The organism is Campylobacter sp. P255, from assembly GCF_003627915.1.
Taxonomy (GTDB): Bacteria; Campylobacterota; Campylobacteria; order Campylobacterales; family Campylobacteraceae; genus Campylobacter_D.
The window spans coordinates 1-12,146 of record NZ_NREN01000017.1; the positions used below are offsets into that span (position 1 = coordinate 1).

The 12,146-nt window shown below is 34.9% G+C and carries 11 protein-coding genes and 4 tRNA genes; 3 read left to right on the top strand and 12 right to left on the bottom strand.

Annotated elements, in window-relative coordinates; translation table 11 throughout:
* Positions 1 to 234 precede the first annotated feature (234 nt).
* The 7 genes from CKA54_RS07315 to CKA54_RS07345 are packed head-to-tail and all read right to left on the bottom strand — an operon-like array spanning position 235 to position 6,627.
* Positions 235 to 804 carry a type II secretion system protein gene (locus CKA54_RS07315; protein ID WP_120760903.1) on the bottom strand — a complete coding sequence of 190 codons (570 nt, stop codon included), beginning with the start codon at positions 802 to 804 and terminating at the stop codon, positions 235 to 237.
* Positions 801 to 1,808, bottom strand: a complete 1,008-nt coding sequence (gene tsaD, locus CKA54_RS07320) for a tRNA (adenosine(37)-N6)-threonylcarbamoyltransferase complex transferase subunit TsaD (protein WP_120760904.1) — start codon at positions 1,806 to 1,808, stop codon at positions 801 to 803. The genes CKA54_RS07315 and tsaD overlap by 4 nt, the downstream gene beginning before the upstream one ends.
* Positions 1,805 to 3,193 (bottom strand): M99 family carboxypeptidase catalytic domain-containing protein, encoded by a 1,389-nt coding sequence (locus tag CKA54_RS07325; protein ID WP_120760905.1) that lies wholly within the window; start codon positions 3,191 to 3,193, stop codon positions 1,805 to 1,807. The genes tsaD and CKA54_RS07325 overlap by 4 nt, the downstream gene beginning before the upstream one ends.
* Positions 3,190 to 4,269 (bottom strand): 1-deoxy-D-xylulose-5-phosphate reductoisomerase, encoded by a 1,080-nt coding sequence (dxr, locus tag CKA54_RS07330; protein WP_120760906.1) that lies wholly within the window; start codon positions 4,267 to 4,269, stop codon positions 3,190 to 3,192. The genes CKA54_RS07325 and dxr overlap by 4 nt, the downstream gene beginning before the upstream one ends.
* Entirely contained in the window at positions 4,266 to 4,994 is a 729-nt protein-coding gene (locus tag CKA54_RS07335) for a phosphatidate cytidylyltransferase (protein ID WP_120760907.1), read from the bottom strand. The genes dxr and CKA54_RS07335 overlap by 4 nt, the downstream gene beginning before the upstream one ends.
* A gap of 11 nt (positions 4,995 to 5,005) precedes the next feature.
* Entirely contained in the window at positions 5,006 to 5,320 is a 315-nt protein-coding gene (locus CKA54_RS07340; protein ID WP_120760908.1) for a hypothetical protein, read from the bottom strand.
* Between the two features lie 2 nt (positions 5,321 to 5,322).
* Complete coding sequence (locus CKA54_RS07345) at positions 5,323 to 6,627, bottom strand: NFACT RNA binding domain-containing protein (protein WP_120760909.1); 1,305 nt, start codon at positions 6,625 to 6,627, stop codon at positions 5,323 to 5,325.
* A 43-nt stretch (positions 6,628 to 6,670) separates the two neighbouring features.
* Between CKA54_RS07345 and CKA54_RS07350 the strand changes: the two genes are divergently transcribed.
* Positions 6,671 to 7,249, top strand: a complete 579-nt coding sequence (locus tag CKA54_RS07350) for a molybdenum cofactor guanylyltransferase (protein ID WP_120760910.1) — start codon at positions 6,671 to 6,673, stop codon at positions 7,247 to 7,249.
* Positions 7,250 to 7,265: 16 nt separating this feature from the next.
* Here the strand turns inward: CKA54_RS07350 and CKA54_RS07355 are convergent, their stop codons facing one another.
* Positions 7,266 to 8,648, bottom strand: coding sequence for a Na+/H+ antiporter NhaC family protein (locus CKA54_RS07355; protein ID WP_172586684.1), 1,383 nt, complete (start codon positions 8,646 to 8,648; stop codon positions 7,266 to 7,268).
* 104 nt (positions 8,649 to 8,752) lie between these two features.
* Between CKA54_RS07355 and ilvD the strand changes: the two genes are divergently transcribed.
* On the top strand, positions 8,753 to 10,423 hold the full coding sequence (gene ilvD / locus CKA54_RS07360) for a dihydroxy-acid dehydratase (RefSeq protein WP_120760912.1): 1,671 nt from the start codon (positions 8,753 to 8,755) through the stop codon (positions 10,421 to 10,423).
* Positions 10,424 to 10,886: 463 nt separating this feature from the next.
* Here ilvD and CKA54_RS07365 read toward each other — a convergent pair.
* From CKA54_RS07365 to CKA54_RS07380, 4 genes are all read right to left on the bottom strand, one after another.
* A tRNA-Ser gene (locus CKA54_RS07365) sits at positions 10,887 to 10,974 on the bottom strand.
* Positions 10,975 to 11,012: 38 nt separating this feature from the next.
* A tRNA-Cys gene (locus CKA54_RS07370) sits at positions 11,013 to 11,086 on the bottom strand.
* Between the two features lie 16 nt (positions 11,087 to 11,102).
* Positions 11,103 to 11,191, bottom strand: a tRNA-Leu gene (locus CKA54_RS07375).
* A 10-nt stretch (positions 11,192 to 11,201) separates the two neighbouring features.
* Positions 11,202 to 11,276: transfer RNA gene (locus CKA54_RS07380), tRNA-Gly, on the bottom strand.
* Between the two features lie 155 nt (positions 11,277 to 11,431).
* Here CKA54_RS07380 and CKA54_RS07385 point away from each other — a divergent pair.
* Positions 11,432 to 12,146, top strand: a 715-nt coding sequence (locus CKA54_RS07385; RefSeq protein WP_253254860.1) for a cache domain-containing protein, incomplete at its 3' end; no start/stop codon positions are given.

Consider the following 12,146-nt stretch of genomic DNA (forward strand, 5'->3'; position numbering starts at 1 on the left):
TTAGCATAGCTAGCTAAAAAAGATATAGTTGCTAAAGAAAGAAAGGTTTTTTTCGTAAAAAATGAGAGTTGGTTTGATGAATTTAAAGAATGTTTGATTTGGGAATTATCGATTCCCCCCCCCCGTGAAACAAGTCATGTTTACTCCTAATATAAATGAAATGTAACAAAAGGCGTAATTATAATTTGCTGATGTTTAAAATAAGTTTAATAATAAAAAATTTATAAACTAAAACTAATCACTTAAAAAATAAACCTTGCTCGCAAGGTCTTCAAAAGCCTTAGAATGTAGTAAATTTTGACACATTTTTGACTTTGATGTGCTTGTGATCTTGCTTTGGCTAAATGCGATCAAAGCGTCGTTAAGCTGGGTTTTTATGCTTTCATTTTGAGGATCTTTTAAAGACTGACTTTTTAGCTCTGCTATGTTTTGTGCTTTGTTTTTTTGAGTATCATTAGATACCAAAGCCAAAAGCAAAATGCTTTCTTTGTCCACAAAAAGCACTTTAAAACACTGCTTTTCATTACCCACGCTAAAATCAAGCTCTTTAGAAGCATTGTGTAGGTTTGATAGATCATCGTTTTGAATGTTATTTACATGGCTCATTAATGCCATACTAGAGAGATTTTCATTTTTTAAAACATATGTGCTTACATCACTGATGAGAGTTTTTAGGTTGCCTAGGGCTTGAGTAGCACCTGCTTCATCTTTGCTCGTGCTAAACTTAGGTAACGCAATAGCAGCCAACACTCCTAGTATAATCACAACAAACACAAGTTCTATAACAGTAAAAGCCTTTTTCATAACTTGCCTTGTAAATGCTTCACTTTAGGGCTTATCAGATCAGCTTGAATGTCTACAAAGTCTTTGCGTTCATAAGCCTCACAAGCTGCTCTTGCTATCATCAAGGCATTGTCAGAGCAAAATTCAAGCGGTGCGAGTAAAAGCTCGCATTGGTGGTTTTGGCATAAATGTTCTATTTGGCTTCGTAAGCTTAGGTTAGCACTTGCACCACCTACTATACCAAAGCGTTTGAAAGAGTATTTTTTGAAAATTTTTTCTAGCTTATTCATGATGTGTGCTATGGCTGCTTTTTGAAAAGCAAAAGCGATTTTACTTTGGCGTTGTGGGGTGAGTTCTTCTTTTAAAATTTCTAAACGCACTTGGTTTTTAAGCCCTGAAAAACTATAAGCTAAGTCTTTAGAATGTAGCAGCGGTATGCTAAATTCTATGTCGCTTTCTTGACACTGCTTAGCCAAATTTTCGATGATAACTCCACCTGGATAACCCAAACCCATCATCTTGGCTACTTTATCAAAGCTTTCGCCAAAACTATCATCATTGGTTCTAGCTAGTTCTGTGATCTCTCCTTGCTCATCGATAAAAAGCACCATAGTATGACCACCACTAACCAGCAAAACCCCCATATTAAAATTTGCTTTTTTGTCTAAAAACATAGAGTAAATATGGCCTTTTAGATGATTGATCGCAATAAGAGGCAAATTCAAACTAATGGCAAGCATTTTAGCCATAGCCACCCCACCAACCAAACTCACACTAAGACCTGGTTCATTTGTCACTGCTATGGCACAAAGCCTATCAAAATAAGGTTGGCATTTTTGAAGAATTTTAGGCAAAGCTTCACTATGTAGTCTTGCAGCAAGCTCAGGCACCACTCCACCATAAGGACTGTGCTCATTTTCTTGAGAAATTTTGGTGTGAAAAACACATTCTAAGCTTTCTTTGTTGATGATAGCGATAGAACTATCATCACATGAGCTTTCTATGGCAAGGATTAAATTTTTCATTGAAATTCCACCAAGATCATACCAATAAATTTGTCTTTTTGTTTTGCTTTTTCTATGGCATTTACAGGTATTTTTGCGTCTTTGATTTCTTTTGAAGCATGAGTTCTAGCTAGAATTTGATCTTCTAAATTGGCATTTTTTAACTCATAAAACTCTACTCTGTAGATCTTGCGTTTTTTGTCTAAAGAATAGCGGCTTTGCATTTGATTTTTACTGATCTTTATACCGCTTTCATCCATACCCTTATCAAAACCTATAACATTAACCCTCACACCTACGATAGGCGGGACTTCAAAACTCTCTTTTACTGTGATTTTTTGTGCGAAATTAGTTTGTATATTTTTGCCATCTACGATTAATTCAACAGTATCTAGGGCATTTGAAAATTCAAAATACTCGGGGTAAATTCTCGTTTGTAAGCGGTTGCCATAATTTACTGAAAAGAAATTCGTGCGGGGTATCACGGCTGTGATCTCGTTGCTTGCTTCGTAGTTTAGACTTTGATTGACAGGAAAAGGCATATAAGAGATGGTGTTTGCGGGCTGATCAAGATAAAGCAAAATTTTATCATTAAACAGTCTTACCTCTAAAGGCTTTTCAATAGCTCTATAAACTCCATTTGGCGTAAGATCAAAGGTTCTGCTAAATTCTATGTTTGCTTTTTTTAGATAATACTCCACCGCCAAAAGATGATAATACACTCTTAAGTGGGTTGGTAGGTTTTTGCTTGCTTCGTTTGCAAAAGCTGCTTTGTGATTTGACACTACAAAATAAGTCAAAGCTTTTAGCATTTCTTTGTCGTTGCTTTCTTGGGTTTTGGTGTTTTTTAAATGATACTGGTGCTCTTCTTTTACCAAAGCCTTGTTGATGTTTTCTACTGCTTCTTTAGCTATGCTTTCTAAGTCTGCGTATTTTGTAGAATTAACTTCGCTTTGATCGATAATGCTAGTATTGCCCCAGCGATTTGGGTTTTTGTCTTTGCTTTCATAGTGTGGTCTATAAAATCCACTTCCATCGTGTAGATTAACAACCATATTTACTTCAGGATCTAAAATAAGCTTTTTAATACGCTCGATAGTATGAAAATCCGGATCGCTTTCATCTATATGGGCAAATTTTCTATTGAGATCTCCAAAATTTCCTCTATTTCTAGCGATGATACTTTCAAAAGCTAGATTTGGCGCAACGATGATTTTACCCTTAGTGATGTTATAATCACTCAAAAGCAAACTAGCAGCATGAAAACCACCTGGCTCATCTCCTTGTATGCCACCAAGGATTAAAACTGTATTGTTATCATCTAAGCTTTTGCCGTTTTCTTTGACACTAAATTCTAAAGCAAAAACCACATTTATAAAAACCAAAACACCTAAAAAAAGTCTCACTGCATTTCCTTTTCTAAAAAAAGCCTTACTTGTTTGTCGCATTCGAAAACATCTTCAATCTGACTAATCTTTGGCACACCAAAATGCTCCAATGCTTTAAAAATTCCTTTAGCGATATCTAAAAACTGTGCTTTTTGGGCTAAAAATCGATAAACCATATACTCATTTGCACTGTTGATAATCACACCCAAATCAGGCTCTTTTAGTAAATCATCTTTCAGTGAAAATATAGGATATTTTTTTAAACTAATTTTTTCAAATTTTAAACTCGGCATAGTCAAAAGATCCAAACTTTCGATAAAGCATTGATCTTGTCTGTCTAAAATAGCTTGAGCAATAGACAAACGCATATTTGCATGGGAGAAATACGCACTTATGCCACCATCTTTAAATTCACACAAAGCATGCACTAGAGATTTTCTTTCTATCAAAGCGTCTATATTTTTAACCCCATAAAGATGATAAGCTTCGATGATTTCAAATAGCTTGTTGCACATGCTAGCACTATCTATGGTGATCTTAGCACCCATGGACCAGTTGGGGTGCTTGAGTGCTTCTTTTACGCTGACATTTTTTAAGTCTTTAACTTTATGCTTATAAAAAGCACCCCCGCTTGCGGTGATGAAAAGCTTTTTGATGTCTTTTCTTTTTTCTATCAAGCATTTTAATGCCGCATGCTCACTGTCTATGGCTTTGATCTTAGAAGTGTCGAAAAATTTTCCCGCTACGACTAGACTTTCTTTGTTAGCTAAGGCAAGAGTTTTCCCAAGTTTTTGCGCCATAAGACTTGAGTTTAGCCCCGCAAAACCTACTATGGCATTAACCACCAAAGAGCTTTTGCACTCTGCTATCATATCTTTTAAGCCCTCTTGAGTGCAAAAAACTTTATCATGATCAACCAAAGCTTTGTCTTTTTCATCTTGTATACACACAAATTTAGGCTTAAAAATGGCGATTTGTTCGTTTAAAAGCTTGATGTTTTTACCGCATGATAAAGCTTCTATGGGTATATTTTTTTCTTTTGCGATAAAAAGAGTGTTAACCCCTATACTTCCGGTGCTTCCTAAAACGATCATACCAAGGTTGCCATTGCAAATGCTGCGATGATTATCGCATCAATTCTATCTAAAACTCCGCCATGACCAGGGATTAAACTACCACTATCTTTTATATCTGCTTGTCTTTTAAAATAGCTCTCAAGCAAATCCCCAATCACTGCAAAAACTGCAACGATTAAAGAAATATAAATGCTCTTAATCACACTAAATTCAAAAGTTCCTACTATAGTGCCAGCAATCCCTGCGCAAACTAAACCACCTATAACCCCTTCTAAGGTTTTGTTTGGACTAGTTGGAGAGAAAGGTCTTTCCCCTATAAGCTTACCTATAAAATATGCTCCACTATCACAAGCAACCACAATCACTATAAGCCAAAACAATACAAACATACCCTCATAAGTAAGCACTTGATATAACATTAAAATAGGTAATGTTGGATAAATATACGGCATTAACTCGTTAAGATTTTCACTTTTTTTATAGACTAAATAACCTAAAATCAAGATCAATGCTATCACACCTATAAAAAATGGCTTGTCTAAAAATGCCCCTATAATGAAAATACACAAGGCAACAAAAACGCTTGCGTATTTGCTTTTAAACATTGCTTTAGCTTCGTTAAATGCCAAAAATAGCAAAACACCAAAAATAGCAAAATTGATAAAAAAATTATCGACCAAGGCTATAATAACTATGGCAGCTATCATAACAGCTGCACTTAAAATTCTTGTCTTTGAAAACATCATCTTCCTTTTTATATACTTAGATCAAGCAAATGGCTGCTTTTTTGAGAATTCTCCTCTTGTTCTTCTTCCTCTTGCTCTTCTTCTTTTTGTCTTTGCTTGGAGTGTTTTTTCTCTTCTTCTTGTCTTTCTTTGATCTCATCACTCACTTCATGGCTTTCGCCTACTTTTTCAAGCTTTTCTATGGTTTTTTCTTTGGCTTGAAACTCGCTCATGTTTACCACATTTGCAAAAGAATCCTTGGCTAATTCGTTACTAGCTTGCACTGAATGTACCGGTGCATTTTGGTTGGCAAAATGAATGCCACCTATGGGACTTATAGGCATATTTACTCCTTTAAAATGCTTATAGTCTTATAATTTGTATAATTTACAAAAGCCTTTTCTCTCATTTTAACAAAATTCTTGCTTGTATAATCGACCAAATAAACCCCAGGGCTTAATTTAGAAAATTCCACGCAAAGCTTTGCGGCAAATTCTAGCACTAATTGACTTATTTTTAATTTATTTGAAGTGATGATCACATGCGCACTAGGATAATCTTTCACGTGAAACCAAACATCATCTTTTTTTGCCATTTTAAGCAAGTATTCGTTGGCTTTTTCATTGCGACCTACACTGATTTTAAACTCATCAAAGTAAAAACTACTCACTCCTGCGTTAAGTTCTTCTTTTTTAGTTTTTTTAGTTTTTTTAGGCATTAGCACTTCTAACTCACGCAATGATGTGCTTTTAACAATCAAATCTTTAAGATTGATCAAAAAATCAAGCTTTTCGCTTAGAATTTCTCTTTCTATGTTGATATTTTTAGCTTTTTGTTTTAATTTTTTAGCAATTTTATAAAATTCATTAGCACTGTTTTTAGGTGTATCTTCGAGTTTGAAAACCAACTCTTCTGCGTTAAAACCATGCAAAGTAAAGTCTCTTTGGTAGTCTTTTAAAGAATTTAAATTCGCAAACAAAACATCTGCTTTTTGACTTAAATTTTGTGCTTTTTCAAGCAAAGTATCTTCTTGTTCTAAATTTTCTATACTTTCTTTAAGATTTAGAATTTTTTTATCGATATTAAGAAGTTTGTTTTCTTTGATGTCTTTTAAGCGATTTTGTTGTAGTTGCTTAGCAAGTTCTTGAAAATAACTAGCAAAATCATTGATTTTGATCATTTCTTCTTTGATTTCATAAGCTTTTAAAGGCTGGAGTTTTTCACCGATCTTCACAATGCGGTAGCTTTTGTCTATGTGGCGTAAAGCTTCTATAATAACATCACTAGTATCGGTAATGATGGCATTGGTATTTTTTCCTGTAAATTCAAAATATATCCTTGCTCCATAAGCTTTATAGGATTTTTCTGATAAAACTTCAAAAAGCAAAATTCGGTTATTTTCTAGCACTTTTAAATTTAGTATTTTGGCATTAGAAAAATACTTCTTTAACATAAAGTCAAAAGGAGCATTGTAGGTTTTTGCTTGAATTTTGTCTTGATAAATTCCACTTTTGCCACGACTTAAATCAATAATAAAAACACGATGATCTAAGCTAAGCTCTAAGATATTATCATCAAGGCGTTTGAGGTAATTTACCCTTTGAAACTGCTGAAAATAATCTTTTATTTGTATTAAATCTGTATATTTCATAAATGTATTATAAAATATTTTGATGAATTTATAGAGGTTTTTTATGAATGAAAAAATTCCTTATCCTTGCGTGATCTTGTGTGGTGGAAAATCTTCACGCATGGGAGAAGACAAAAGCTTACTACAAGTAGATGATCGTAATCTAACTCTTTATCAGTATGAAAAAATGCTAGAAATTTTTACTCATGTTTTTATTAGTACAAAAGAAGATAAATTTCACCAACAAAACCTCGCACTCATTTTAGATGATAATCCTGATATTTACTCTCCACTTGTAGCTTTAAATTCTATATTGAAACATTTTCAAAATACTTATGTGTTTATCCTAAGTGTAGATACTCCCAATATAAGCCAAAAAAGTATCTATACGCTTTTTCATCAACTAAAATCACAAAACATACTTCTTGCAAGTACAAAAGAACACAAGCATTATTTATGTGGTTTTTACCACACTAGAGTGCTTAAACAAAGCTTGCAGTTTGCACAAGAGAACAACCACAAACTAGCTCTTTTTTGTTCGCAGATGAAGGCAGAATTGATTAACTTTGAAAACGAAGAAGAATTTATCAACTTGAATTATTTTAGCGAATATGAAAAATGGAAACATATGCTAAAAGCCTAAAAAGGCTTTTAGCTAGTTAAAGCAAGCAAAAAGCTATAATGCTACCCAAAATCAGCAAAGAACCGTTAAAACATACAAAGGTTGGTATACAAGTATCTTTGATATGATCGCCTTGTTTATCCGCGCTAAGCCCCACACTCACTCCTAAAGTTGTTTCACTAGCAGGCGATCCTGCATCGCCTAAAGCTCCAGCAACACCGATGATAAAAATAATCGCCGCTGGAGAAAAGCCAAGCTCTAAACATATAGGACAAAACAAAGCAGCAATGATAGGAATAGTCCCAAACGAACTTCCTATACCTATGGTGATCAAAAGTCCAATCGCCAACATAATAAAAATAGCCAAAAAGTGGCTTTGCTCCATAAATGGCACACTTGTTTTTACAAGCTCGGCTATGCCACCGCTTTGCTTTAAAACCTCTCCATATCCCGAAGCAACCAACATCACAAAGGCGATATAACCCATAATCTTAAGTCCATCATCAAAGACAAGATTAACCTTGTTATACTCTACTCCGCCTAAAATCACCATCAAAACAAAACCCAAAAGTCCTGATAAAGGTAGATTATGAGTTAGAATTTGCAAAATCAAAGTCAAACCAAGACCCGCCAAAACACCCCATTCTTTTTTACTCATTTTTAAATTTTCAAAATCCATTTTTGCAATTTGTTCTTCTTGATACTCTCTTGGTTTAGCATAAAATACAAATACAGCCAAAAACAAGCCAACTAACATACAAATTGCCGCAAAAGCCATTGTTTGAGAAACTTCTCCTAAGCTAATTTGCACTCCATTAGAGTTTAGATTATCTACAAGCAGGGTTTGGAAAATAAGTCCAAACCCTAAAGGCACTACCATATAAGGTGTGGTAAGACCAAAGGTTAAAGCACAAGCTATGGCTCTACGGTCTATTTTTAGTTTATTAAAAAGCTTTAATAAAGGTGGTATCAACAAAGGCACAAAAGCCACATGAATAGGAACTAAATTTTGTGAAAAACAGGCAATCAACGCCAAAGAAAGTATAAGCAAGTATTTTTTGTGTGAAATATAATGCGAAACTATCTTGATCAAATAAGCAGTAAGATTAGTTTTAGATATAGCCGCTGCTACTGCTCCAAGCAAAATATAACTTAGCGCTGTTTGCAAATTTCCTTGCATGCCATCGATTAAAACTTTCATAGAATCCATCATCGCTTGTGGAAGTTGAGTAAAAAATTCCACTAAACTCAAATGCTCCATATGCATAAATTTAGACCAAACACCTACAAAAAGCCCTGAAAGTAAAACACTAAGCAAAACATTGAATCTAAAAAAACACAAAAGCGTCATCAATACAACGCCTACAAAAACCGGATTAGTTAAAAGCATTACATTCCTTAAATCAAAATAATTGCACATTTTAAATAATTTTCTTTAAAATACCTTTTAAGTTGACAAAATTTAAGCAAAAATTGCAAAATAAAAGCATAAAATGATAGTTTTTACTTTAAAAAAGGATACAAATGAGAAGTGATGCGATCAAAAAAGGACATCTAAAAGCGCCTAATCGCTCTTTGCTTAGAGCATGTGGCTTAAACGATGAGGATTTTGACAAACCTTTTATAGGTGTTGCAAATAGCTATATAGATATCATTCCGGGACATTTTTTCTTAAACGAATACGCAAAGATCATTAAAGATGAAATTCGTAAAAATGGTTGTATTCCTTTTGAATTTAACACCATAGGCGTAGATGATGGTATAGCTATGGGGCATGATGGCATGCTTTATTCTCTACCAAGTCGTGAAATCATTGCAAATTCTATTGAAACGGTAATGAATGCTCATCAACTTGATGCGTTAATTTGTATCCCAAATTGCGATAAAATCACTCCAGGTATGCTCATGGGAGCTTTAAGGGTAAATGTACCAACCATTTTTGTGAGTGGTGGTCCTATGAAAGCGGGCATAAACAAACATGGAGAAAAAATCAGCCTTAGCTCGGTTTTTGAAGCAGTGGGAGCTTATGAGGCAAATAAAATCGATGAAGATGATCTAAAAGACATAGAATGTAAAGCTTGTCCAAGTGGTGGATCTTGCTCGGGTATGTTTACTGCTAATTCTATGAATACCTTGTGTGAAGCTATGGGTATAGCACTAGAAGGTAATGGAACGATTTTAGCACTTAGCAAAGAAAGAGAAGAACTTTTAAGAAAGGCTGCGCGTAGAATTTGCGAAATCGCCCTAGATGAGCGTTTTAAAATTCGCAATATTATCACCAAAAAATCTATCAACAATGCCCTAGTCGTAGATATGGCAATGGGTGGAAGCTCCAATACCATCTTACATATGCTTGCCATTGCTTATGAAGCAGGTGTTGAATTAGACATAAAAGAACTCAACCACATTAGTGCCAATGTGGCCCATATAGCTAAAATCGCCCCATCTTTAAATACTGTTTACATGGAAGATATCCACAAAGCAGGTGGGGTAAGTGCGGTCATGGCAGAAATAGCCAAAAAGCCTGGACATATTTTAGAACTTGATACATTAGATATCAACGGAAAAACATTAAAAGAACGTATTGAAAATGCTAGCATTAAAGATGAAAACATTATAAGAAAAATCAACAATGCTTATTCTAATGTAGGTGGGCTTGCTATACTTTTTGGAAATTTAGCCGAGCAAGGTTGTGTGATAAAAACAGCAGGTATTATGGGTGAACGCAAATTCAAGGGCAAAGCGGTTTGCTTTAACTCTCAAGAAGAAGCAATTAAGGGTATTATAAAGGGCAAAGTTAAAGAAGGTGATGTATGTGTAATACGTTATGAAGGACCAAAAGGCGGCCCTGGTATGCAAGAAATGCTTAGCCCAACTTCTTTACTCACTGGCATGGGACTTGGCGCTAAAGTTGCGCTCATTACCGATGGGCGTTTTAGTGGTGCTACAAGAGGACTTAGTATAGGACACATCTCACCAGAAGCTGCAGAAGGAGGACTTATAGCGCTTTTAGAAGATGGCGATGAAATAGAAATTGATGTAGACACTTATAGCATTCATGCAAATTTAACCCAAGATGAAATCGCTAAACGCAAAGCAACTTTCAAAATGCCTTGCAAACAGGTTCATTCAAGATGGCTTAAAATGTATCAAAAGCTTGTTACCAACGCAAGCAGTGGTGCTATACTGCAGTAGTGCTAAAATTAGCACTATTCGTTTTCTTTTGTAATATGGTTTCTAATATCCCTGTGGACAATCTCTACGCCACCATATCCAAACCATATAAGCAAAATTTTTTAATGCCTATCTAATGAAATTTGCAAAAGAAGCGACACCTACAAAACAAATACATAAAAAACCAAAAACAACCCCTACCACATTGCGATAATACGCCATTTTCAGCTATCATACAATACATCACACCAAAAAAACACATAAGATCGATCAGCAAAACCCCAACTATTCTAAAAATATCTTAAAAACGATACACTTAAAAAACATGAGCATTGATAGAAAAAATATACTTCAATGCCCATTTTATATACACCAACTTAACACAGCGATAAAAAGATTAGATTAAAAAAGCGCTTTATTTTATAAGAAACCTTGGTATTAAATTAAATGATAAACTATAAATTAGGCAAGTAAAGTTTAAAAGTGGCCGGGAGAAAGGGATTCGAACCCCTGGAGGTGTGACCCTCAACGGTTTTCAAGACCGCCGCTTTCGACCACTCAGCCATCTCCCGAGTAACAGTATAAAGTATATCAAGTATTAACATCGCATTGGAGGCGACATCCGGATTCGAACCGGAGATCAAGGCTTTGCAGGCCCATGCCTTACCGCTTGGCTATGTCGCCTTGAGTTACCAAAAAGTGGTGCCCGAGGCCGGACTTGAACCGGCACGGAAGAAAAATTCCGAGGGATTTTAAGTCCCTTGTGTCTACCAATTCCACCACCCGGGCGGGTGATAAATGGAGCGGGAAACGAGATTCGAACTCGCGACCCCAACCTTGGCAAGGTTGTGCTCTACCCCTGAGCTATTCCCGCTTAAAATAATGATAAGTCGAAATTATACAGAAAAAAACTTAAATTTAAATAAAAAATATCTTGTATTATTTTTTATCTCATATCAGTGGGATTTTATTTTTTTCTAATTTTATCAGCAGTAAAATACAGCAATAATTAAACTAAGGAGAGCACAAATGTTCAAAGTCAACAGTTTATCGAATAAACTGACCATGGTAGCTTGTTTTTTAATAGCTATTATATTGATCGTAGTTAACGTGATCAATTATTTCAATTCTAAGGAAAACACTAGACATTATCTAGAAGAAATCCAAAAAAAGACAATGTTTGATGTTAACTCAGCGTACAACATATACTCTAGCGCAAAAAGAGACGCTATACAGTCTATCGTTAAATTCGTAGAAAAAAACCCTAGAGTATCCTCTTCAGAATTATTTGACATCTTAGGGACGGTAAAAGATGCTGCTGGTTTTAATGTAGTTTATCTTGGATTTAACGATGATGGTAAATTATATCAGTCTAATGAAGTTGTTAGAAGTCCTGAGACAGGATTTGATGCAAGATCAAGATCATGGTACAAAGAAGCAACTGCTGCAGGTAAACTTGTGGTGTCTGATCCTTATAAGAGTATAGAAGATGATTCTATAACCATTTCTTACACTGCTCCAATATATGTAAATGGTAAACTTTTGGCTGTAGTTGGTGGAGATTATAACCTCCATACTTTTGCAAAAGATGTACTTGTAATGGGTAAGTCTCAAAGCTCTTATGCTGCGGTTTATGATAAAGAGGGAATGATAATTTTTCATGAAGATGAAGGAAGAATGCTTACTAAAAATGATCTAAGTGTTAATATTGCCAATGCAGTTAAATCAAATCCAAGTTTAATTG